The organism is Stenotrophomonas oahuensis (assembly GCF_031834595.1).
In the GTDB taxonomy this organism is placed as follows: domain Bacteria; phylum Pseudomonadota; class Gammaproteobacteria; order Xanthomonadales; family Xanthomonadaceae; genus Stenotrophomonas; species Stenotrophomonas oahuensis.
In genome coordinates this window covers 913602-935277 of the sequence record NZ_CP115541.1, presented here as the reverse complement: position 1 = coordinate 935277, position 21676 = coordinate 913602, and the positions used below count along the sequence as shown (strand labels likewise).

General features: G+C 65.5%; 21 protein-coding genes. 16 read left to right on the top strand and 5 right to left on the bottom strand.

The genetic code is table 11. The features are described 5' to 3' along the window. Window positions 1–583: 583 nt before the first annotated feature. The 3 genes from mltB (at window position 584) to PDM29_RS04080 (ending at window position 4258) form a co-directional block, all read left to right on the top strand. A complete protein-coding gene (gene mltB, locus PDM29_RS04090) occupies window positions 584–1729 on the top strand; it encodes a lytic murein transglycosylase B (protein WP_311192617.1) in 1146 nt (381 codons plus the stop codon). Further along, window positions 1726–2934 carry a septal ring lytic transglycosylase RlpA family protein gene (locus tag PDM29_RS04085; RefSeq protein ID WP_311192616.1) on the top strand — a complete coding sequence of 403 codons (1209 nt, stop codon included), beginning with the start codon at window positions 1726–1728 and terminating at the stop codon, window positions 2932–2934. Before mltB ends, PDM29_RS04085 begins: the two co-directional genes overlap by 4 nt. Before the next feature lie 112 nt (window positions 2935–3046). Then, window positions 3047–4258 carry a D-alanyl-D-alanine carboxypeptidase family protein gene (locus PDM29_RS04080; RefSeq protein WP_311192615.1) on the top strand — a complete coding sequence of 404 codons (1212 nt, stop codon included), beginning with the start codon at window positions 3047–3049 and terminating at the stop codon, window positions 4256–4258. A 92-nt stretch (window positions 4259–4350) separates the two neighbouring features. On the opposite strand, the gene PDM29_RS04075 is transcribed toward PDM29_RS04080, so the two are convergent. Continuing rightward, a complete protein-coding gene (locus PDM29_RS04075) occupies window positions 4351–5415 on the bottom strand; it encodes a lipid A deacylase LpxR family protein (RefSeq protein ID WP_311192614.1) in 1065 nt (354 codons plus the stop codon). Window positions 5416–5607: 192 nt separating this feature from the next. Between PDM29_RS04075 and PDM29_RS04070 the strand changes: the two genes are divergently transcribed. The 7 genes from PDM29_RS04070 (at window position 5608) to gnd (ending at window position 13008) form a co-directional block, all read left to right on the top strand. Beyond that, on the top strand, window positions 5608–5886 hold the full coding sequence (locus PDM29_RS04070) for a DUF493 family protein (protein WP_311192613.1): 279 nt from the start codon (window positions 5608–5610) through the stop codon (window positions 5884–5886). Next, window positions 5874–6584, top strand: coding sequence for a lipoyl(octanoyl) transferase LipB (gene lipB / locus PDM29_RS04065; protein WP_311192612.1), 711 nt, complete (start codon window positions 5874–5876; stop codon window positions 6582–6584). Before PDM29_RS04070 ends, lipB begins: the two co-directional genes overlap by 13 nt. 18 nt (window positions 6585–6602) lie before the next feature. Further along, on the top strand, window positions 6603–7613 hold the full coding sequence (gene lipA, locus PDM29_RS04060) for a lipoyl synthase (RefSeq protein ID WP_311192611.1): 1011 nt from the start codon (window positions 6603–6605) through the stop codon (window positions 7611–7613). Between the two features lie 186 nt (window positions 7614–7799). Beyond that, window positions 7800–9977: a carboxy terminal-processing peptidase gene (locus PDM29_RS04055; RefSeq protein ID WP_311192610.1), complete on the top strand. Its 2178-nt coding sequence runs from the start codon at window positions 7800–7802 to the stop codon at window positions 9975–9977. A gap of 183 nt (window positions 9978–10160) precedes the next feature. Beyond that, window positions 10161–10832, top strand: a complete 672-nt coding sequence (locus PDM29_RS04050; protein WP_311192609.1) for a DUF2242 domain-containing protein — start codon at window positions 10161–10163, stop codon at window positions 10830–10832. A 61-nt stretch (window positions 10833–10893) separates the two neighbouring features. Beyond that, window positions 10894–12099, top strand: coding sequence for a hypothetical protein (locus tag PDM29_RS04045; RefSeq protein ID WP_311193716.1), 1206 nt, complete (start codon window positions 10894–10896; stop codon window positions 12097–12099). Window positions 12100–12102: 3 nt separating this feature from the next. Beyond that, window positions 12103–13008: a phosphogluconate dehydrogenase (NAD(+)-dependent, decarboxylating) gene (gene gnd, locus PDM29_RS04040; RefSeq protein WP_311192608.1), complete on the top strand. Its 906-nt coding sequence runs from the start codon at window positions 12103–12105 to the stop codon at window positions 13006–13008. 41 nt (window positions 13009–13049) lie between these two features. Here gnd and PDM29_RS04035 read toward each other — a convergent pair whose 3' ends face one another. Continuing rightward, window positions 13050–14090 carry an oxidoreductase gene (locus PDM29_RS04035; protein ID WP_311192607.1) on the bottom strand — a complete coding sequence of 347 codons (1041 nt, stop codon included), beginning with the start codon at window positions 14088–14090 and terminating at the stop codon, window positions 13050–13052. 168 nt (window positions 14091–14258) lie between these two features. Here PDM29_RS04035 and PDM29_RS04030 point away from each other — a divergent pair, with 168 nt between their 5' ends. The 3 genes from PDM29_RS04030 (at window position 14259) to PDM29_RS04020 (ending at window position 16992) form a co-directional block, all read left to right on the top strand. After that, a complete protein-coding gene (locus tag PDM29_RS04030; protein WP_311192606.1) occupies window positions 14259–14648 on the top strand; it encodes a BON domain-containing protein in 390 nt (129 codons plus the stop codon). A gap of 349 nt (window positions 14649–14997) precedes the next feature. Further along, window positions 14998–15216, top strand: coding sequence for a hypothetical protein (locus PDM29_RS04025; protein WP_311192605.1), 219 nt, complete (start codon window positions 14998–15000; stop codon window positions 15214–15216). Window positions 15217–15480: 264 nt separating this feature from the next. Further along, window positions 15481–16992 carry an ATP-binding response regulator gene (locus PDM29_RS04020; RefSeq protein ID WP_311192604.1) on the top strand — a complete coding sequence of 504 codons (1512 nt, stop codon included), beginning with the start codon at window positions 15481–15483 and terminating at the stop codon, window positions 16990–16992. Window positions 16993–17052: 60 nt separating this feature from the next. Here the strand turns inward: PDM29_RS04020 and PDM29_RS04015 are convergent, their stop codons facing one another. Next, a complete protein-coding gene (locus PDM29_RS04015; protein ID WP_311192603.1) occupies window positions 17053–17808 on the bottom strand; it encodes a proteasome-type protease in 756 nt (251 codons plus the stop codon). An 84-nt stretch (window positions 17809–17892) separates the two neighbouring features. Here PDM29_RS04015 and folK point away from each other — a divergent pair, with 84 nt between their 5' ends. Next, window positions 17893–18408 carry a 2-amino-4-hydroxy-6-hydroxymethyldihydropteridine diphosphokinase gene (gene folK, locus PDM29_RS04010; protein ID WP_311192602.1) on the top strand — a complete coding sequence of 172 codons (516 nt, stop codon included), beginning with the start codon at window positions 17893–17895 and terminating at the stop codon, window positions 18406–18408. A gap of 79 nt (window positions 18409–18487) precedes the next feature. Here folK and PDM29_RS04005 read toward each other — a convergent pair whose 3' ends face one another. After that, window positions 18488–19225 (bottom strand): pteridine reductase, encoded by a 738-nt coding sequence (locus PDM29_RS04005; RefSeq protein WP_311192601.1) that lies wholly within the window; start codon window positions 19223–19225, stop codon window positions 18488–18490. 54 nt (window positions 19226–19279) lie between these two features. On the opposite strand from PDM29_RS04005, the gene PDM29_RS04000 reads away from it, so the two are divergent. Both PDM29_RS04000 and PDM29_RS03995 read left to right on the top strand, forming a co-directional pair. Beyond that, complete coding sequence (locus PDM29_RS04000; RefSeq protein ID WP_311192600.1) at window positions 19280–20464, top strand: class I SAM-dependent methyltransferase; 1185 nt, start codon at window positions 19280–19282, stop codon at window positions 20462–20464. A gap of 7 nt (window positions 20465–20471) precedes the next feature. After that, entirely contained in the window at window positions 20472–20858 is a 387-nt protein-coding gene (locus PDM29_RS03995; protein WP_311192599.1) for a VanZ family protein, read from the top strand. Between the two features lie 211 nt (window positions 20859–21069). On the opposite strand, the gene PDM29_RS03990 is transcribed toward PDM29_RS03995, so the two are convergent. After that, window positions 21070–21399: a hypothetical protein gene (locus PDM29_RS03990; RefSeq protein WP_311192598.1), complete on the bottom strand. Its 330-nt coding sequence runs from the start codon at window positions 21397–21399 to the stop codon at window positions 21070–21072. Window positions 21400–21676 lie beyond the last annotated feature (277 nt).

The window sequence follows — 21676 nt, the reverse complement described above, 5'->3', positions numbered from 1 at the left end:
CATGTCGCGTCAACAAAGTGGCAATAAAGTGCGATGAAGTGCACAAAAATGAATTCGCTTGATCCGGATCAATGGACATGTCGCAAATGGCACGCACAATGGCGGCCCGTTCAGCAGCCGCGCATCGAGCCAAGCGAAGCGCGAAGGGGAGCCGAACGGGATAGCAGTTGACTCAACCGATACAGGGGGTGAGACGTGCGCTGGGGAGTTGCACGTCGCGCCGGTATCAACCGGGTCGGTACGCCGGTTACGTCCGTTGGGGATGGGGACGTAGCCGGCGCACCTTATCGGCCGGAGGCCGGTAAGGTGAGCCGGACTACGTCCGCGCATTCTTCCTATCCCCCGCGGCGTTGCCGCGCCCCCCTTAACAAAGGGGGGCTCTTCACCAGACGGACCATGATGGCTCTATCGTTCGGATTGGCGATTGCCTGCATCCTGGGATGCTGACGTAGAGCCGGGCTTGCCCGGCTGACGGGGCAATGATCTACACGCTGGGTTCATGAATTGGCGGTTGTCTACGCAATTCGTTGGGATTCATGGTGTTAGGGGTTTTATTTCATCTTTGACCTGCTAACCTGCGGCGATGATTCGACGCACTCTGGCCTGCATGCTCACGCTCGGTTTGGTTGCCTGCGCGACCCAACCGTCTTCTCCGCCACCGCCGCCACAGGCGTCGGGTGCTCCCAATAAGCCGGGGGTGGGGCACAAAGGGCCGGCTGAAGCCGCGCCGGAAGCGGCGGCCGCTACCGCGCCGCCGGTGGATCTGACCCCGGTGCCGTTCGAAGTGGCCCGCGCCAACTTCGTGCGCGATACCGCCGCCCGCTACAACATTCCCGCTGCGCAGATCGAAGCCACCCTGGCCCAGGCACAAGTGCGCCAGCCGATCATCAACGCGATGTCGCGGCCGGCCGAGAGGGTCAAGCCGTGGAACGAATACCGGCCGATGTTCATCAGCCAGGCGCGGATCGACGGCGGGAAGAAGTTCCTCGCCCAGCACCGCGATGAGCTGATGCGCGTGCAGGAACGCACCGGCGTCCCGGCGGAAGTGATCGTGGCCATCATCGGCGTGGAAACCAGCTACGGGGCCAACACCGGCAGCTACCGCGTGCTCGATGCGCTGTACACGCTGGCCTTCAACTATCCGCGCAGCGGCGACCCGGCCAAGCTGGAGCGCGAGGTGCGCCGCGAACTGTACTTCCGCGATGAACTGTCGCGCCTGTTTGCACTCACCCGCGACGAACAGCTGGACATCACCGCGATCAAGGGTAGCTATGCCGGCGCGATGGGCATGGGTCAGTTCATGCCGTCGAGCTACCAGGACTTCGCCGTGGATGGCAACGGCGATGGCCGCCGCGATCTGTTCAACAGCTACGACGACGTGTTCTCGTCGATCGCCAACTACTTCGTCAAGAAGGGTGGATGGGTGCGTGGCGGTCCGGTCGCGGTGCAGGCCACCCTGACCCCGGGACGCGAATCCTTCGACCCCACCGACTGGACCCCGACCTGGACGCTGTCCGATCTGGCCCAGCGCGGCTACCAGCCCATCGGCAGCGTGCCGGCCGGTCTGACCGCCACCCCGGTCACGCTGGAAGCGAGCACCGGCAAGCAGTACTGGCTGGGCTTCCAGAACTACTACGCGATCACCCGTTACAACCTTTCCAAGATGTACGCGATGGCGGTGTATCAGCTGTCACAGGCCATCGCCGGTCAGGAGCTGCCGCCGGCATGAACACCTTCGCGCAGTGCAGGGGACTGATGGTCGGTGTGCTGGTACTGGCACTGGCCGCATGCAGCAGCGCACCGAAAAAGCCGGCCAGCGCCGGTGGCAGCGGCAAGAGCAGCGGCGCGCTGGTGCAGGGCAAGGGCGGCAGCAACCGGCCCAGCCATTGCCCAGAGGGCTCGCCCTACCAGGCGGCCACTGAAGATCCCAACACGCGCGGCAACTACCGTGCCGGCGGCCTGTACAAGCCCGGCGTCAATGACAGCACCCCCACGTACGTGCCGGACGTGGCCTGCATTCCCGAGCCGGACGTGGTCGATCTGCCGCGCTCGGCGGTGGGCAACAAGTCGCCCTACGTGGTGCTCGGCAAGCAGTACCAGGTGATGGACAAGACCAAGGGCTATGCCGAGAAGGGCACCGCCTCGTACTACGGCTCGAAATTCCACGGCCGCCTGACCTCCAACCGGGAGGTGTACGACATGTACGCCTTCACCGCCGCGCACAAAACCCTGCCGCTGCCCAGCTTTGCCCGGGTCACCAACCTGGACAATGGCGAGTCGGTGGTGGTGCGGGTGAATGACCGTGGCCCGTTCCATGACGGCCGGGTAATCGACCTCAGCTACGCCGCCGCCGTGCGCCTGGGCATCACCCAGCGCGGTACCGGCAACGTCGAAGTGCGCGCGTTACAGCCCGGGGAAGAGCCGCTGCTGGCAGCCAAACCGTCGCGCCGCGAGCAACGCGCGGCACAGGCTGCCACTGCCGCAGCGCCCGCACCGGCCCGGCCCAGCGACATGGACCGGCTGGTTGGCGCGTTGCCGGCGGCATCGCCGGCCACCGGCAATCGCCCGTCTGCGGCGACCCAGGCGGCCTCCCTGGATACCGGGCCGGTCAGTGTCAGCGAGCTGCCACCGGCTGCGCCGGTACGCCCGGCACCCGTGGTGGCGACCGCGCCTGCGGCCAACCCCACGCTGTCCCAGCAGATGGGCACCGTGCTGCTGCAGGTGGCCAGCTTCGCCAGCCGTGACAACGCGACGCGTGCACTGGGCCAGCTGTCCACCGCGGGCATTGTCGGGGCCAGCATCAGTGACATCGTCAGCGGCGGCCGCACCCTGTGGCGCCTGCGGGTTCCTGCATCCGACCATGCCAGCGCGGCGGAACTTGCCGGCCGCATCGTGGGTCTGGGCTTTGGCTCACCGCAGATCGTAAAAGAATGAATGGCCAGACCCGGCGCGCCTGACCGCGTGCCGGCAGTGCATGGGCCTACAATGGCCCGCCCCGTATCACCCCTTTGTCATCCCCCTTGGCGCCCCTGGAGCTTGTTGTCCGATGAAATTCCGCTTTGCCGCTGCCGCCCTGGCCACGACGCTGGTCGTGGGCATGGTTTCCGCCCAGACCCCGCAGCCCGTCCCCGCTCCCGCGCCGGCGGCCACCGCACCGGCCACTGTCGCGACGCCGCCGGCCCCGGTGCCCAGCGTGTCCAAGGCCTGGATCCTGATGGACTACGCCACCGGCCAGGTACTGGCAGGTGAGAACATCCATGCACAGCTCGCGCCCGCCAGCATCACCAAGGTGATGACCTCGTACGTGATCGCCGCCGAAGTGAAGAACGGCAAGGTGCGTCCGGACGACCAGGTGATGATGAGCGAACGTGCCTGGCGCGAAGGCGGTGCCGGCACCGATGGCAGCTACAGCGGCTTCCCGGTCAACCAGACCGCGCGTCTGGAAGACATGGAAAAGGGCATGGCGATCCAGTCCGGCAACGACGCCGCCATCGCGCTGGCCGAACACGTGGCGGGCAGCGAAGAAGCCTTCGCGTCGCTGATGAACAGCTATGCCGCCAAGATCGGCATGAAGGACTCGCACTTCGTCAACGCCCACGGCCTCAGCGCGCCGGGACACCAGACCACCGCTTACGACCTGGCACTGCTGGGCCGGGCGATGGTGCGTGACTACCCGGAAACCTATGCCTACAACAAGGTGAAGGAATTCACCGTGGGCAGCATCACCCAGCCCAACCGCAACCTGCTGCTGTGGCGCGACGCCAGCGTTGACGGCATCAAGACCGGCCACACCTCGGAAGCCGGCTACTGCCTGATGAGCTCGGCCCAGCGCGGTGACCAGCGCCTGATCGCCGTCGTGCTGGGCGGTGCTTCGGAGAAGCAGCGTGCCGATGACAGCCTCGCCCTGCTCAACTGGGGCTTCCGCTTCTTCGAAACCCACCGCATGTACGAGCCGGGCAAGGCCGTGGCCGAACACAAGGTGTGGAAGGGGCAGGCCGACAACGTGCAGCTGGGCGTGGCCCAGCCGCTGCTGGTGAGCGTGCCGCGCGGTCGCTACAACGATCTCAAGCCGACCATCGACGTGCCCAAGACCCTGGAAGCGCCGTTCACTGCGGGTCAGCCGATCGGCACGCTGAAGGTGACCCTGGACGGCAAGGTGGTGGCGGAAGCTCCGCTGGTGGCCGTGGCTGCGGTGGAAGAAGCTGGCTTCTTCAAGCGCCTGTGGCACAGCTTCCTGATGTGGTGGGAATCGGAGTAAGAAAAAGGCCCGCGATGCGGGCCTTTTTTGTAGGGACACGCCATGCGTGTCCGCGAACGTCCGGGTACCGCGAAGACGCGCATGGCGCGTCTCTACAGCGACCTGGAAATCGTAAACGACCCATAGATCGGCGACTGCTCCTGCCCATCAAACTCGCGGGTGCTGTGGTAGCGGGCAAGGGCGAACTTCCAGCGGTTGTACATGATCGCCAGGCCGTAACCGGCCTGGGCCACGAACGGACGCTTGTCCACGCTGTGGCTGTTGCGGAAGGTGTTGCCATCCAGGGTGATGTCGCGGATCACCCAGGCGGCGTCGGTGGTGGCAAACAGGTGGAATGACCAGCCGCTGGGCTTGCCGCCACGGGTCGGCGCGGTGTTTTCGCCGGCCGGGCGCAGCGGGGTGCTGCCGAAGTCGTCCGGTAGTTTCCAGCCAAAGCGTACTTCGCCGCCGCCATTGAGGTGGGTGGCCAGGTTGCCGACGGCACCGCCGTAGTGGCTGATCGCATCCCAGCCCCAGCCACCCAGATTCTCGCTGGCATCGGCCGGCCAGCGGCGCATGCGCTCGTGGGTCAGCATGATTACCGGCTCGTTGTGCAGCTGGTTGTCCCAGCCCTGGAATTTCTCGTCGCCCAGCGCGTCATGTACCGCGTCCTGGACCTCTTCGCCCAGCGCCCACGGTCCGACCACGCCCAGGGTCAGCTGGGTGGTCTGCAGGCGGTCGCCCCGCCGGGCGTTATAGCCGAAGCTGCCAACCAGCACGCCGGCGTAGGGGCGGTCGTCCTCGATCAGGTCCTTGCGGGTGAAGTCCTTCGGCGTGTAGATCGCCTGGCCGAAGCTGAAGATCATGTTCTGCTGCTCGAACTCGCCCGGAGCCAGCCGTTCCAGATGGCGGTTCACCCAGCGCGCCAGGCGCGGCAGGCAGGGGTCGTCGGTGTAGTCCACCAGGTTCGGCGACACCAGGGTGATCTGGGCCCCGTTGGTGTAGCCCTGGTCCTGGTCGGCCCCCCCGAACAGGTCGTTGTCGACGCGGAAGTTGACCTGGGGCGGGTGGTCGCGCATGGCGTCAGGACCACATTGTTCGGCCGCCCGTGCGACAGGCGCGGCCACGGCAAGCACACCGGCAAGCGCGGCCGGCAACGCAAAAGGCTTCAAACGCATGATTGATCCGCTGACTGAATTGGCTTCTTTTTATGCGCAGACAGCGTAGTGAAGACGTGAGGCGGCCTCAACGCCGCGCATGCACTGGACTGTGCTGTGAATGAAGCCGGATTTTCATGTCCGGTTGGGCGACGCTGTGCACATGATCCCGCCCTGCTTGGGTTTCGTCGTTTTCGTCCCCATAATCGCGCCATGGAAATCAAGTCTGACAACCCTGAACACGGCTTCCAGTTCCCCGGTCAGTTCGAGCTCAGCGCCATGGGCGCGGCCAACATCGGGCTGGAGCATGAACTTCCCCGCCTGCTGCAGGCCGCCGGCGTCGATGTGCTGAAAGAGCGCATCAGCTGGAAGACCTCGTCCAATGGCAAATACGTGTCCGTACGGCTGGTGTTCAAGGCCGACAGCCGCGAACAGTACGACAGCGCCCACGAGGCCCTGCGCGACCACCCGGAAGTGAAGTGGACGCTGTAAGCGACTGCTCCCTCGAAGCCGCTGCCCCCGGGCAGCGCGTCGCCCGCCCGGCCGTGGTGCGTGACCTGGGCCGCCAGCCCTACGCCCCGGTCTGGCATGCAATGCAGCGTTTCACCGATGCGCGCACCGACGACAGCGCTGACGAGCTGTGGGTGGTCGAGCACGATCCGGTCTTCACCCTGGGTCAGGCCGGCAAGGAAGAGCACGTGCTCGCCCCCGGCGACATTCCGGTGCTGCACGTCGACCGCGGCGGCCAGGTGACCTACCACGGCCCGGGCCAGATCGTGATCTACCCGCTGTTGCAGGTGCGCCGGCTGGGCATTGGCGTGCGCGATTACGTCTGCCGGATCGAACAGGCCATCATCGACACCCTGGACGAATGGAATATCGGCGCTGAACGACAGGACGGCGCGCCCGGCGTGTATGTGGCCGGGGCCAAGATCGCCGCACTGGGCATCCGCGTCCGTCGTGGCTGCACCTTCCACGGCCTGGCCTTCAACGTGGCCATGGACCTGGAGCCGTTCCGCCGCATCAACCCCTGTGGCTACCAAGGGCTGCAGGTGACCTCGGTGGTAGACTTGGGGGGACCGTCCGGCATGGCGGCCGTGAAGCCGGTACTGCTGGGCCATCTGGCCCGCCAGTTCGGCCTGGACCTCCAGCCCACCTCTGAACTGCCCGATCTGACTGACGCGGCCTGACCGCCGCCGACCAAGGCCATGACTGAAACCACCGCTCGCATCATTCCCCTGCAGGTTGTGCAGGGTGACACGCCGTCCGCCGCCCCGCTGCAGGCGGGCGTCAAACAGCTGGGCGGTGACAAGATCGGCCGCTCGCCGGTGCAGTTCGCCGACGCGCCGGTGCTGCGCAAGCCCTCCTGGATCCGCGTGCGCATTCCCTCGGGCAATGCCGTGCAGACCCTGAAGGCCAAGCTGCGCGAAAACCGCCTGGTCACGGTCTGCGAGGAAGCCAGCTGCCCGAACATCCACGAGTGCTTCAGCCACGGCACCGCCACCTTCATGATCCTGGGCGAGGTCTGCACCCGCCGCTGCTCGTTCTGCGACGTCGCCCACGGCCGGCCCAAGCCGCCGGACGCCGGCGAACCGGCCAGCCTGGCCCAGACCGTGGCCGACATGGGCCTGAAGTACGTCGTGGTCACCAGCGTCGACCGCGACGACCTGCGTGACGGCGGTGCCCAGCACTTCGCCGACTGCATCGGCGCGATCCGCGCCAAGTCGCCGAACACCCGCATTGAAGTGCTCACCCCGGACTTCCGTGGCAAGGGCCGCATGGAGCGCGCGCTGGACATCCTGGCGACCAACCCGCCGGACGTGTTCAACCACAACATCGAAACCGTGCCGGACCTGTACCGCAACGTACGCCCGGGCGCGGACTACCAGTGGTCGCTGACCCTGCTGAAGAACTTCAAGGCCCAGCACCCGGCCATCGCCACCAAGTCCGGCATCATGCTGGGCCTGGGCGAGGACATGGACCAGGTGCGCGCCACCATGCGTGACCTGCGTGCCCACGATGTGGACATGATCACCATCGGCCAGTACCTGCAGCCGACCGCCCACCACCACCCGGTGCTGCGCTACTGGACCCCCGAGGAATACAAGGCGCTGGAGGAGTACGGCTACGAGCTGGGCTTCAGCCACGTGGCCTCCGGCCCGATGGTGCGCTCCTCGTACCACGCCGACGTTCAGGCAAAAGGGGCAGGCGTCGCCTGAAGCTACCGCCGACCAACGGTCGGCGGCTACCCGGCAGGTATCGACCGTTGGTCGATACGGCGCATCGCCGTTCACAAATCGATACGGACCTCGGTTTAGGCTGGAAATCCGCCGCAACTTTCGGCACTGTCGTGTTGTCTGATCTGCACGCAGTCTCCCCCTTGGCAAGGTGCCATGAGCAAGTTGATGAAACTTAAAGTTCCCGCATTCCTGATGGCCCTGGCGCTGACCGCGCCGCTGGCCCTGGCCGCCTATGCCGATTCGCCGGCGCTGCCCTCGGCCGCCACCGCCGACCAGGCCACCACCTCCAAGCTGGTGTATGGCCTGCTTTCGGACAGCCGCTACGCCTACCGGCCGCGCGCGCTGGATGCCGCCACCTCCAAGGACGTGTTCAAGCGCTACCTGGAGTCGCTGGACGGCAGCAAGCAGTTCTTCACCCAGGCCGACATCGCCAAGTTCGCCCCGTTCGAGGCCAACATCGCCAATGCCATCCGTGGCGGCGAGCTCGAACCGGCCTTCCAGGTGTTCGCGGTGTACAAGCAGCGCGTGGGCGAGCGTGTCGGCTACGCGCGCAAGCTGCTCAAGCAGGATTTCGACTTCAGCAGTGACGAGCGCTTCGATTACGACCGCAAGGACGTGCCGTGGGCGGCCAGCACCGCCGAACTGGACGACCTGTGGCGCAAGTCGGTCAAGAACGACTGGCTGCGTCTGAAGCTGGCCGGCAAGCAGCCGGCCGACATCCGCAAGACGCTGGACAAGCGTTACGCCACGCTGGAAAAGTCGGTCAATGAACTGAAGGGCGAAGACGTCTTCCAGTTCTTCCTCAACGCCTACACCAGCGCGGTCGATCCGCACACCGATTACTTCACCCCGCGTACCGCCGAGAACTTCAACCAGGCGATGTCGCTGTCGCTGGAAGGCATCGGCGCGCAGCTGCAGCGCCAGGACGACATGGTGGTGATCCGCGAGATCATCGCCGGTGGTCCGGCTGCGGTGAACGGCACGCTCAAGCCCGGTGACCGCATCGTCGGCGTGGGCCAGGGCAAGTCTGGCCCGGTCGAAGACGTGATCGGCTGGCGCATTGACGACGTGGTCGCCAAGATCCGCGGCAAGAAGGACACCCAGGTGCGCCTGGAGTTCATCCCGGCCGAGGAAGGTGTCGACGGCAAGCACCACATGCTGGTGCTGACCCGCCAGAAGGTGCGTCTGGCCGAACAGGCCGCCAAGGGCGAAACCCTCACCATTCCCGGCAAGGAAGGCGAACCGGAGCGCAAGGTCGGCGTGATCAAGCTGCCCACCTTCTACCAGGACTTCGAAGGCCGCCGCCGCAACGCCACCGACTACGCCTCGGCCACCCGCGACGTGGCCAAGCTGCTGGCTGGCTTCAAGAACGACAAGCTCGACGGTGTGGTGCTGGACCTGCGCAACAACGGCGGTGGTTCGCTGGACGAAGCCATTGAACTCACCGGCCTGTTCATCGAGCAGGGCCCGGTGGTGCAGGTGCGTGAATCCGGCGGCCGCGTCACCGTCAACAACGACCGCAGCGAAGCGGTCGCGTGGGACGGTCCGCTGGCGGTGCTGATCAACCGTGGCTCGGCCTCGGCCTCGGAAATCTTCGCCGGTGCCATCCAGGACTACGGCCGTGGCCTGGTCATTGGTGAAACCACCTTCGGCAAGGGCACCGTGCAGAACATCGTCGATCTGGACCGTTGGCCCAGCGGTGAGACCCAGCGCTTCGGCCAGGTGAAGCTGACCATCGCCCAGTTCTTCCGCGTCAGCGGCAGCAGCACCCAGCACAAGGGCGTGGTCCCCGACCTGGCCTTCCCGGCCAGCGTGGACGCCACCGAGTACGGCGAAAGCACCTACGACAACGCCCTGCCGTGGACCCGCATCGCCGCCGTGCCGCACACCCAGTACGGCAACTTCGGCCCGCTGCTGCCCAAGCTGGAAACCCGCCATGCCGCGCGTATTGCCGCCGACAAGGAATTCCAGTGGTGGAACGAGGACGTGCAGCAGTTCCGCACCGAAGCCGCGAAGAAGTACATCTCGCTCAATGAAGGCGAGCGTCGTGCCGAGCGTGAGCGCCAGGAAAAGCAGCGCAAGGACCGCCAGGCCATCCGCAAGGAACTGGGCCTGGACCTGGACCCGCTGGCCGACGACAGTAATGACGACGGCCTGACCGGCAACGAGCGCGACATCGTGAAGGACGCCGCCCGTGAAAAGGCCGCTGAAAAACGCCCGGACCCGCTGCTGCGTGAATCGGCCTCGATTCTGGCCGATGCGGTGAACCTGCTGGCCGAGGACCGTCCGCTGTCGGCGCAGGTGCTGCCGCAGTCCACCGCCGCAGGCCGCTGGGCCGATTGATCACGGATCACGCACGACCAACGGTCGTGCGCTACCAGCCGGTAGGTCACGACCGTTGGTCGTGACCGGGGGTGAACCAACCGATAACGAAGGGCCGGCCATGCGCCGGCCCTTTGCTATTTAGACCCTGCGCATACGCCTGGCTCACTAAGCTGGGACGATCCCGTTATTGCAGGAGCGCCCATGCGGCTGTCCCACGCACTTCCGGCCGGCCTGCTGGCCGTGTCACTCAGCGCCTGCGGCGGACGCGCCGCCGACAGCACGCTGCTGCGCGAATCGTTCGACTCTGGCGATACCTATTCGCGCACCGTACCCGGTTCGCCGGCGACGGCGTGCGAAGCCGCGCGCCGCACCCTGCTCAGCCAGGGCTACGCGATTGCCCGCTACGGCAGCGATGCTGTTGAAGCCAACAAGAACTTCCAGCCGCGCGATGACGAGCACGAACAACTGGTACTGCGCATTTCCTGCGCGCCGCGCGGTGACGAGGCGCTGGTGTTCATCAGCGCGGTGCAGGACCGCTATGCGCTGAAAAAGAGCCCCACCTCGGCCAGTGTCGGTGTCGGGGCCTTGGGTTCGGTGTCGCTGCCGTTCGGCAGCAATGACGATTCGCTAGTGAAAGTGGCCAGCAGCACCGTGCAGGATGCGGACTTCTATCGCCGCTTCTTCGCGCGCCTGCAGCAGTACCTGCCGGCGGCCGCTGCCGGCACGCCGCCGCCGCCCACACCCGCTGAGGTGCCGTCAGACGCCATTCCGGCCACGCCGCCGGCCCCTCCGGCCCCCGCGGCGGTACCGACCCCGCCAGAGCCGGTCCCGGAGGCCACCCCCACCACTGACGTTCCTGCGCCGCAGGCCTGAACGGTCGCGCATCGCCGTGCAACGTCTGCGTCGGCTGCTCGTCACCGTGGCGCTGGGCACTATGGTGCCCGCAGCCTCGGCAGCCGACTGCACCGAAGCATTGCTGCATGAGCTGGGCTGGCAGATAGGATCCACCTCCACTTCGACACCCGAGGTGCACGGCGGCGCAGTCTGCGAGCGCGCTGGCCTGGACGAGGCGCGCGCTGCCGGCGACCTGCGGGTGCAGTTGCCGCAGCAGTGGAATGCGCCGCAACGGCAGGCCTTCCTGCAGACGCTGTTCGATGATCCGGCCACGGTGTGCGCCTATGCTTTTGAACTGGGCAAGGCGACGCACCGCGCTGCCACAAAACTGCAGGACAACCCCGGCTATCGCTTCTCCGCGCTGCAGCTGGGATGGATCGGCTTCGGTATCGGCGGTAGTCGTGCGCAAGGCTGGAAGGGCTTTCGAAGCTTCGGGCGCGGCTACCAGCCGGCAGGAAGAAACAGCACTGCGCTGGACGCCTTCTACAACGGCAACGTACGCAGCGAATGCGGGGTAGGGCGACAGGTGGCCCAACTGGCCACCCAGCGCGAGTTGTACGGCGACGCCGCCTTTGATGCGGAGTTCAGCCCCCGCGAGCTGTCCATCGGCACCTTCCTGAGCCTGCACGACACCGACAGCATCCTGCTCGGGCATCACGCCGGCACGTTCCTCGCCGACGGCAAGGCGGTGCGCACCTCGCAGCGCGGCCGCCAGGCCTTCGTCGGCGCACCGGGCTTCATCGAGCATGTATTCGACAAGACCTACCTGGACGACATCAACAACCAGGCTGAGAACTTCGTGATCGTCGATGTCAGCGCCGCCGCCGCGCAGGCGCTGCGCGAGCACGGTGGCTTCGCCCATTACGACCGCATCAACCGGCGCATCTGGGAGCTGGCCGCGCAGCTTCCCGGCCACAGCGCCCGCCGCTTCGAGCGGCTGCTGTTCGAGCGCGACGCGGGGCTGAGGCGGGCGCTGCCGGCCGCCCAGCAGCCAGTGCTTGCTGAACTGGACGCCTTGCTGGACGATCCGTTCTATCAGGGGTTCCTGATTTATGTGCACCCACGCGGTATACGTCCTGTGGGCTACCACGTGGTGCGCCTGCTCGACCGCAATCCGCGGACGCCATTCGCCTTCGAGCTGGGGCTGCACAATCTGCATACCACGCTGTACCGCCGTTGGATCGACGCCCGCCTGCGCCAGTGCGCGGCGGGGTCGGCATCGCATTCGCAACCCGAGCATAGGTGATTGATGGACATTGCAATGATTGGACTGGGGCGCATGGGCGCCAACATGGCCGAGCGCCTGCACCGCGGCGGCCACCGCGTGATCGGTGTGGACCCGGGCGAGGCGGCGCGCAACGCCGCCGCCGCACGCGGCTTCGAGGTCAGTGCCTCGCTGGCCGACGCGCTGGCCAAACTGCCGGTGCCGCGCGTGGTGTGGCTGATGGTGCCGGCCGGTGAGGTGGTCGACCAGACCCTGGCCGCGCTGGCTCCGCACCTGTCAGAGGGCGACGTGGTCATCGACGGCGGCAACTCGTACTACAAGGACAGCGTCCGCCGCTCCGCACAGCTGCTGCAGGACGACATCACCTACCTGGACTGCGGCACCAGCGGTGGCGTGTGGGGCCTGCAGGAGGGTTACAGCCTGATGATCGGCGGTGACAAAGCCACGGTCGAGCGCATCGGCGACATCTTCCGCACCCTGGCCCCGGCGGCCGATCGCGGTTGGTCGCATGTGGGCCCGAGCGGGGCAGGGCATTACTGCAAGATGATTCACAACGGCATCGAGTACGGCATGATGCAGGCGTATGCCGAAGGCTTCGCGCTGATGCAGCGCAAGGCCGAGTTCAATCTGGATCTGGCCGAAGTGGCACGCACCTGGCAGCACGGCAGCGTGGTGCGTTCCTGGCTGCTCGACCTGAGCGTGGAAGCGCTGGAAAAGAACCCGCAGCTGGACGGCATTGCGCCTTACGTTCCCGATTCCGGCGAAGGCCGCTGGACCGTCGCCGAGGCCATCGACCTCGATGTGTCCGCTCCGGTGATCACGCTCTCGCTGCTCGAGCGCCTGCGTTCACGCGAAGGCAATTCCTACAGCGACCGCATGCTGTCCGCCCTGCGCAACCAGTTCGGCGGCCACCAGATGAAAACCGACTGACCCGCGCATCCGGATGCACGGCGACACGCAAGGCGTGTCGCCTAAAAATCCACCCGCCGCCCGTCGGCCGAACTGCAAACCCCCGCCTCCAACAACCGCATCACCTGCATCGCCTGCGCCGCACTCACCGTGGCCTCCCCCTCACAACGCACCGCAGACGCAAACGCCGCATACAAACGCCGGTAATCCCCCACCTCACTATCCACCGTACTCCGGCTGACACGCCCCTCCGCATCCTGCCGCACCACAACCCCATGCACCGGGTCCACCCCATACCCCGGCGCACCCGGCGCAACCCCGGCACGCAGCTGCTCCTCCTGCACATCCAGCCCTTCCTTGAGGTAGCTGCCGCGCGTGCCATGCACCGCAAAGCGCGGTGCAGATGCACTCACCAAAGACCCCGCATGCACGATCGCGCGCATCCTCGGGTAATGCAGCACCGCATGGAAGTAGTCGTTACTCAAAGCCCCCTCGCGCTGCGAAACAATATCGGCGGTAATCGCCTGCGGCCAACCAAACAGCACCAGCATCTGATCAAGCAGATGCGGCCCCAGGTCCATCCACAAACCCGCACCCGGTACATCACTTTCGCGCCAGCGCTCGCGTACCTGTGGGCGGAAGCGATCAAAGTGCGAATGGCATTCTGAAATCCCGCCCAGCGTTCCATCGGCGATCAACCGCTGTAGGGTTAGAAAGTCCGCATCGAAACGCCGGTTCTGGAACACCGTCACCACACGATCCGCTTCGCGTGCCGCCGCGATCACGGCCTCGGCTTCGGCCACGCTCAATGCAAATGGCTTGTCCACCAGCACATGCTTGCCTGCACGCAGCGCCGCAATTGCCAACGGCGCATGCTGCGCATTCGGCGTGGCGATCACCACGGCATCGACCGCCGGGTCGGCAAGCAACGGCTCAACATCCGCATGAATGTGCACGTCGGTGAATCGCCGCATCAGCGTGTCGCGCTGCGAACTCACGATGCTGTGCAAGGCCAAACCGGGTGTGTGCTGCAGCAACGGCGCATGGAAAACGCTTCCAGCCAGCCCATAGCCAATCAAACCCACCTGCGTTGCCGTGTTCATCGGACTAACCCTGAGAATGTCGCCGCCATCGTAAACCCGGTTGGTGCGGTGCGGAAATATGAACCGTTCTGAATCAATTCCTACGATTCACGGCAGCGTTATTCCAAACCGACGTGGCTTCCACGCATGACCTCCCATAGTGGAATCACAAACACGGGAGACATCCGCATGACCAACAAGACCCGCAATCTGCTTGCCGCTTCGCTCGCCCTCGGTATGGTGTTCGCCAGCACTGCGGTGATGGCCAAGGACCCGCCGAAGACGGGTGACAAGGCCATGGACCACAGCGCCATGACCCATGCTGATACCCACGATTCCAACGAGCCGGTGTCTGACAGCTGGATCACCACCAAGGTGAAGGCAGACATGATGACCAGCAGCAACGTGCCGGGCACCAAAGTGGAAGTTGAAACAGTGAACGGCGTTGTTACCTTGAAGGGTAACGTGGCCACCAAGGCCGAGCACGACAAGGCGATCACCACCGCCAAGGGCATCAAGGGCGTGAAGAGTGTTGATGCCAGCATGCTGAAGGTGTCGGCGGCGGCGGCCAAGCGCTGATCCAACGCTGTAGCGATTCGATAGAAAGGGCGCGCCTGCGGGCGCGCCCTTTTCTAGTAAGGACCCGCCAAGCGTAGAGCCGGGCTTGCCCGGCTGCGGTTGGCTTCAGGAGCGCGATCATCCGATGGCTTCAGGTCCGTGGTTGGGTTGGCAGGGGAAGGGAAGGCGATCACCGGAGTAAAGAGTGTCGACATCAGCGGGGTTCGCAAGCCGTAGGCAGACAGTCACTCATGTGAGTGTGGCGGTGCCGCTCGGAACTTCCGCGCGTTGACGCCTACATAAGGGGGCGAAATCTACCATGCGACGGCGGGGGCTTGTTTCAGCGTTGCTTGCAAACAGGAGGTGTGAAATGAACAAGTCGCCGCGTACGCGCGAAGACGATTTCGCCGGACTCGTGGGTGGGGATCTTGGTGAAGCTCACGGCGCGGGAGGCCTTATTTACGTTGGAGGCCGCCCTGGTGGCACGGGAGAGGGCACGATCGGCGTGGGTACAGGCTTCACGATCGGAAGGGCACCTACGCCAAAGGCGGCGCGTGCACTTCCGAAGAACAAGAAGACCCAGAAGTGAGCGCCGACATCGCGCTGCCGATATTCAACTGACCACCGGTTTCCTCCATTGAAACCAAGGCGCGCCACCCGGCGCGCCTTTTTCTTTTCTTAATTTGTCCTGAATGGAGTCCCATTCACGTTGGTGTGGAGTATATTCACCGCTTCGCTTTCCACAGGGGTGGAAGGCAGGGGATGCGGGCACACTGACGAGGGGTTATGGCGCTGTGGTTCAGTGACGGTCTCAATACAGGGCAAGGCCCCGACGGCAGGAAGAGGAGCCTCCATGCCTCGTAACGGCCCGGTTCTGGGGCACCTGCGCATCCTGCTGGTGGAAGATTCCCCCGGCGACGCGGAACTGCTGAGCGGGCAGATTCTGGCCGCTGGTCTGGATGCCAGTTTCGAGCGCGCGGAAAGCGCGGCCGAGCTGCGCGAAGCGCTGGCGCGCAGCACCCCGGATATCGTCCTCTCGGACCTCAGCCTGCCGGGCTTTTCGGGCTTGGACGCGCTGCGCATCGTCCGCGACAGCCATCCGGACATGCCGTTCATCTTCGTCTCCGGCACCCTGGGTGAAGAGCCGGCGGTGGCCGCGCTACGCGAGGGGGCCAACGACTACATCATCAAGCACCAGCCGGCGCGCCTGCCGTCGGCGGTGGCACGAGCGGTACGCGATGCGCGCGGGGCGCTGGACCGCGCCCGGGTGGAGGCCGAGCTGATGCGCGCGCAGCGGCTGGAAAGCCTGTCGCTGCTGGCCGCCGGCCTCAGCCACGACCTGCGCAACATTCTGCAGCCGCTGCTGATCATGCCGGACCTGCTCAAGGCCCGTACCGACGATCCGCAGTTGCGACACTTGGCCGACGTGATCGCCGAGTGCGGGCGGCGCGGGCACGAGATGGCCGAGTCCATGCTGTCGTTTGTGCGTGGGTCACGCACGCCCAGCGAGCCGATCCGGATGGCCATGCTGTTCGAAGCGGTGGCGTTGCTGTTGCGCAGCAATCTGCCGCCGGAGGTTGAGCTGGAGCTGGAAGTGGCCGACCCGGATCTCACCGTGCATGCCAATTACACCGAGCTGCAGCAGGTGCTGTTGAACCTGGCCTTGAACGCCATTCAAGCGATGCCGGATGGCGGGAAGCTGACCCTGCTGGCGCAGGCCGACAGCGATGCTCAAGGCCTCTCGTGGCTGCGCATCGCGGTGTCAGACCAGGGCACTGGCATGAGCCAGGAAGTGCTGTCGAACCTGTTCAATCCGTTCTTCACCACCAAGCCCAACGGCACCGGACTGGGGCTGATGTCGTGCAAGCGCATCATTGAAGGTGCGCAGGGCAGGATCCAGGTGCAGAGCGCGCCGGGCGAGGGCACCCGTTTCGATCTGTTGCTGCCGGCGTATGAAGTGCCTGCCGACGCTCCGGTCGCCGAAGCGCCGGTGGCACCCGGCAGCGGCCAGTCCATTCTGGTGGTGGACGGCGAAGCCACGCGGCTGTCGCTGCTGGGCAATGCACTGTCCAGCCAAGGCTACCACCTGCAGTTGGCGTGCGATGGCGCGGCGGCGTTGCGCTGGATGCAGCAGGAGGCCATGCCGGCGCTGGTGATTGCCGATGCCGGTTCCAAACTGCTGTCGGCCAGTTCGCTACTGCGCGAAATGGCCGCGTTGGGTTATCACGGCCCGGTGCTGGTGTTGGAAAGCGAGGACGTGCCGGTACGGCGGGGGCGCTTCCCCGCAGGAATTCCTGTTCATGTGCTGCGCAAGCCGCTGGAGATGCAGCAGGTATTCCGTTCGGTGGCTGAGGCGTTGGGGTAACCACTCACGACCAACGGTCGTGAGCTACCCGATGATCGCGTGAATCTGTGGTCCGGTAGATCACGACCGTTGGTCGTGATCGCCTGATTCCCACGGAAACCTTGGCAACGCCGCCACCGCCTGCTCCAGCCGCCGCGACCAGTTGCCGTGAATATCCGCGTACAACGGGCTGTCGGCGGCCAGGCGCATGCGCTGGGTGATGTGCAGGTCGCCGGCGCGCAGCAGCACCAGGTCGAACGGCAGGCCCACCGAAAGATTGGAGCGCACGGTGGAATCCAGCGACACCACCGCCGTGCGCGCCGCATCGTCCAGGCGCGTGTGCGAACGGATGATGCGGTCCAGGATCGGCTTGCCGTACTTGGACTCGCCGATCTGCAGGAACGGGGTTTCCGGCGACGCGGCAATGGCGTTGCCCAGCGGGTAGATCATGTACAGGCCCGGTCGCTCGTTGCCGACCTGGCCGCCCAGGATCAGCGTGGCCTGGGTATTCACCCCGTCGTGGCCGTGCTCGGGGGTGTTGCTCTTGACCTGGCTGTCCACCAGCACCCGGCCCACGTATTCGGCCACCTCGAACAGGTAGCGGTAGCCGACAAGGCTTTCAGGACGCTGTTCCTCGGCATCGCGGCGCAGCCGCGACACCAGCAGCTGGGTGGTGGCGAGGTTGCCCGCCGCCATGAGTACGAACACGGCCTGGCCCGGAAACTCGAACTCGTGCAGCTTGCGGTGCACGCGGACATCGTCCAGGGAGGCGTTGGTCCGGGTATCGGCGGCGAAGACCAAGCCCTCGTCCACCTCGATGCCGACGCAATAGGTCATGACAACCCTCTATGATGTGCACCCCGATTCTATGCGGTGGCCGTGACGGCACCATGTGGATTCGCCCCACGTACGCTGAACACCATGACCACTGTGCTTCTGAGCCTGGGCAGCAACCTGCAGCCGCAACAGTATCTTCACGCCGCGGTGGAGGCCCTGCGCGCGCGGTTTGGCGCGATCAAGGTCTCGCCGGCCTACCGTACGGCGGCGGTGGGCTTTGACGGCCCCGCCTTCCTGAACAACGCCGTGGCGATCGAGACCGACGTCCCGCTCGAGGCACTGGATACGTGGCTTCACGCGCTGGAGGATGCCCATGGGCGCGACCGCAGCGGGCCGCGCTTCTCGGATCGCACCCTGGACATCGACGTGGTGTTCTACGGGGACCTGATCGTGGAAGGCCCGGGACACCTGCGCATTCCGCGCCCCGAGCTGAAGCATGCGTTTGTGATCAAGCCGTTGGCGGATATCGCGCCGGAATTTGTGGATCCGGTGAGTGGGTTGACCTTGGCGGCGCTGTGGCGGGCGCATGCGCAGTGGGATGAGGTGTTTGAGGTGGTGGAGTTGGTGCCGGCGGACGGCGGTCACGACCAACGGTCGTGACCTACCGGCGGATGCCGCGCCCGGAACCCGTTGAATGTGGCATGCCTCGGTAGGTATCGACCGTTGGTCGATACCGGGCTTACGACAGCTGCCGCCCCCCATCCACCCGCAACGTATGCCCGGTCACAAACGGCGCATCACTGGCCAGCCAGTACACCGCCTCGGCGATCTCCTCCACCGTGCCGATCCGCCCCAACGGCGTGCGCGCCAACAGTGCCTGGCGAGCGAAATCATCCTTGCCCTGTTCCGGCCACAGAATCGCGCCCGGGGCCACCGCGTTCACCCGCACCTTGGGGGCCAGCTCCAGCGCCAATGAGCGGGTGATCATCTCCAGCGCCGCCTTGGCCGCGCTGTACACCGCGTGGTCGCGCATCGGGTCGGTGCCGTGCAGGTCGGTCAGGTTGACGATGCAGCCCTGCTGGCGGCGCAGGTGCGGCGCGGCCGCCTGGGCCAGCAGCAGCGGCGCGCGGGCGTTCACTGCGAACAGGTCGTCCCAGTGCTCGGCGGTGATCTGGCCCAGCAGGGTGGGGTAGAAGTTGGAGGCATTGTTCACCAGCGCGTCCAGCCGCCCGAACTGGCCCACCGCCTGTTCCACCAGGTCGGGCAGGGCGGCGGTGTCGCGCAGGTCGGCCTGCAGCGCCAGCACGCTGCCCGGCCGCACCATGTCCAGGTCGAACGCGGCCTGCTGCAGTTCGGCGGTTGAGGTATTGGCATGCAGCACCACCGACCAGCCGCAGGCATGGAACTGGCGGGCAATGGCCGCGCCAATCCGGCGCGCGCTGCCGGTGATCAGCACCACGGGTGCGCTTTCGGTCATCGGGGGTCTCCCTGCTCGGCTATGCTGTGCATTGTCACCGCAATCGACCGCGCCATGCATTCTTCCCTGCCTCTTCCCGACTCCGACGCACTGGCCCACAGCGACCAGCTCAGCGAAGCGCTGCGCGCTGAAATCCTTGCCAATGGCGGGGTGATGCCGTTTTCGCGCTTCATGGAACTGAGTCTGTACGCGCCGGGCTGGGGCTATTACAGCGCCGGTGCCAGCAAGTTCGGCCCGGCCGGCGACTTCACCACCGCCCCGGAAATGGGCCCTCTGTTCACCGCCACGCTGGCCAATGCTGTGGCCCCGGTGATGCAGCAGCTGGGCCCGCAGGCGCGCTTCCTGGAACTGGGCGGCGGCAGCGGTGCATTTGCCGAGATCATGCTCAAGCGCCTGCTGGAGCTGGATGCGCTGCCCGAGCGCTACGCCATTCTGGAGCCCAGCGCCGACCTGCGTGAACGCCAGCGCGAGCGGCTGGAGAAGGCGCTGATTCCGCCGGTGTTCGCACTGGTGGAATGGCTGGACCGTCCGTTCGATGACGACTGGGACGGCATGGTGTTCGCCAATGAAGTGATTGACGCCCTGCCCACGCCGCGCTTCCTGGCCAAGGATGGCATGGTCCACGAGGAAACCGTGGAACTGGATGCCGAAGGGGCCTTCATGCGTGGCGCGCAGCCGGCCGATGCGCTGCTCAGCGCCGCCGTGCGCCATGTCGAGCGTTACCTCGGCCAGCCGTTTGCCGATGGCTACCGTTCCGAATTGCTGCCGCAGCTGCCGTACTGGATCCAGGCGGTGGCGGGTGGTCTGAAGCGCGGGGCCATGCTGTTTGTCGATTACGGCTACCCGCGCCACGAGTATTACCAGCCCGAGCGCGACGACGGCACGGTGCGTGCGTTCTATCGCCACCATGTGCACAACGACGTCTACAAGTGGCCGGGCCTGCAGGACATCACCGCCTCGGTGGATTTCACCGCCTTGGCCGAGGCCGGCACCGGTGCAGGGTTCGAGCTGGCCGGTTACTGCACCCAGTCCAGCTTCCTGCTCGGCAACGGGCTTGACCGGCTGCTGGCGCTGGCTGAAGAGCGTACCGATGAGGTCGGCAAGCTGCGTCTGCGCGATCAGGTGAAAAAGCTGACTCTGCCCACCGAGATGGGCGAGCGCTTCCAGGTGATGGGTTTCCAGCGTGACGTGAGCATGGATGCCTCGTTCCTGCTCGGCGATCTGACCTGGCGACTGTGAGATGACCATGACAGGGATGTTGAAGCCGCTGCGGCGGCCGCGGTTCTGGCTGGGGGTGTGGTGGCTGGCGGTGATCAGCGTGATCGTGGTCTGCCTGATTCCACCGCCGCCGCTGCCGGACCTGCCGAAGAACAGCGACAAGGTGGAGCATTTCCTGGCGTACTTCCTGCTGGCAGGGTCTGCTGTGCAGATCTATCGCACGCGTGCGGCGTTGTGGTTGGCTGCGGTCGGGTTGGTGTTGATGGGAATTGGAGTTGAGTTTGCGCAGGGGGCGTTGACGGATAATCGCAGTGCGGATCCGGCGGACGCGGTGGCTAATACGCTTGGGGTGATTGCTGGAATGGCGATCCGATTTACCCCGTTGCGGGATCTGCTGGTGCGGTTGAAGGGGTAATCGCACGCCGATTGGAGGCGCGCGGAATTCCCGCACCACTTGTACTGTGAGGTCGGGTAGGGTCGGTCGACAGACGACCGCCGACAACAATCATCACTGCCATAACGCATGACCATCGAACGCAGAGGCGCTTCTACGTTGGAGGTCATGCGTTACCGTGCGCACGATTGATGTCGGCCGTCGTCTGTCGACCGACGCTACCATTACGCGTTCAGCGCGCTCGGGGCGCCAGTGCGGAATCGATCTTGACTCCCGAACTGTCGACAGCTCCCGCCTGGGCTTGATTGATGGGATTGATGACCTCGTGGATCTGGTCATACAGGGCTTGGGATCGAACGGCACCTGTAACGCGAATGATGCGGCGAGTCGTTTCAACCTTCAGTGCAATGCAATCACCCGTCTGCCACCTTTCTATGAGCTGCTCTACAAGCATCTGTGAAAACCTTCGGCTGATCTCGCGATCTTGCAGCTCGCCGACGGTTGTGTCCTCTGACGGTTGGTAAGCCGGCTGGATGTCCAGTCCTTCGAAAGTGGTTGGCATATCAAGTCCCCGCTTACTATTGCGCGCGCCCCCGCACGCCGATGCTGCGCCCAGGGCGCGTTAATGACACGTGATCCATGCGGAAGGTGCGGTAGGGTCGGTCGATAGACGACCGCTGCTACCAGTCATCGCTGCTAAAACGCATGACCATCGAACGCAGGCGCGCTTCTACGTTCAAGGTCATGCGTTACCGCGCGGATCACCGTTATCGGCGGTCGTCTATCGACCGACCCTACCGGAGCATGGCGCGTTGGAGGCGGTCAGTTGAGTGCGATCC

Coding starts and splice junctions, on each gene's coding strand:
- mltB (WP_311192617.1), top strand. CDS start 584: ATGATTCGACGCACTCTGGCCTGCATGCTCACGCTCGGTTTGGTTGCC.
- PDM29_RS04070 (WP_311192613.1), top strand. CDS start 5,608: ATGGAAATCAAGTCTGACAACCCTGAACACGGCTTCCAGTTCCCCGGT.
- PDM29_RS04055 (WP_311192610.1), top strand. CDS start 7,800: ATGAAACTTAAAGTTCCCGCATTCCTGATGGCCCTGGCGCTGACCGCG.
- PDM29_RS04025 (WP_311192605.1), top strand. CDS start 14,998: ATGAACAAGTCGCCGCGTACGCGCGAAGACGATTTCGCCGGACTCGTG.
- PDM29_RS04085 (WP_311192616.1), top strand. CDS start 1,726: ATGAACACCTTCGCGCAGTGCAGGGGACTGATGGTCGGTGTGCTGGTA.
- lipA (WP_311192611.1), top strand. CDS start 6,603: ATGACTGAAACCACCGCTCGCATCATTCCCCTGCAGGTTGTGCAGGGT.
- PDM29_RS04075 (WP_311192614.1), bottom strand. CDS start 5,415: ATGCGTTTGAAGCCTTTTGCGTTGCCGGCCGCGCTTGCCGGTGTGCTT.
- gnd (WP_311192608.1), top strand. CDS start 12,103: ATGGACATTGCAATGATTGGACTGGGGCGCATGGGCGCCAACATGGCC.
- folK (WP_311192602.1), top strand. CDS start 17,893: ATGACCACTGTGCTTCTGAGCCTGGGCAGCAACCTGCAGCCGCAACAG.
- PDM29_RS04015 (WP_311192603.1), bottom strand. CDS start 17,808: ATGACCTATTGCGTCGGCATCGAGGTGGACGAGGGCTTGGTCTTCGCC.
- PDM29_RS03990 (WP_311192598.1), bottom strand. CDS start 21,399: ATGCCAACCACTTTCGAAGGACTGGACATCCAGCCGGCTTACCAACCG.
- PDM29_RS04005 (WP_311192601.1), bottom strand. CDS start 19,225: ATGACCGAAAGCGCACCCGTGGTGCTGATCACCGGCAGCGCGCGCCGG.
- PDM29_RS04080 (WP_311192615.1), top strand. CDS start 3,047: ATGAAATTCCGCTTTGCCGCTGCCGCCCTGGCCACGACGCTGGTCGTG.
- PDM29_RS04050 (WP_311192609.1), top strand. CDS start 10,161: ATGCGGCTGTCCCACGCACTTCCGGCCGGCCTGCTGGCCGTGTCACTC.
- PDM29_RS04035 (WP_311192607.1), bottom strand. CDS start 14,090: ATGAACACGGCAACGCAGGTGGGTTTGATTGGCTATGGGCTGGCTGGA.
- PDM29_RS04000 (WP_311192600.1), top strand. CDS start 19,280: ATGCATTCTTCCCTGCCTCTTCCCGACTCCGACGCACTGGCCCACAGC.
- PDM29_RS04020 (WP_311192604.1), top strand. CDS start 15,481: ATGCCTCGTAACGGCCCGGTTCTGGGGCACCTGCGCATCCTGCTGGTG.
- PDM29_RS04030 (WP_311192606.1), top strand. CDS start 14,259: ATGACCAACAAGACCCGCAATCTGCTTGCCGCTTCGCTCGCCCTCGGT.
- PDM29_RS03995 (WP_311192599.1), top strand. CDS start 20,472: ATGACAGGGATGTTGAAGCCGCTGCGGCGGCCGCGGTTCTGGCTGGGG.
- PDM29_RS04045 (WP_311193716.1), top strand. CDS start 10,894: ATGGTGCCCGCAGCCTCGGCAGCCGACTGCACCGAAGCATTGCTGCAT.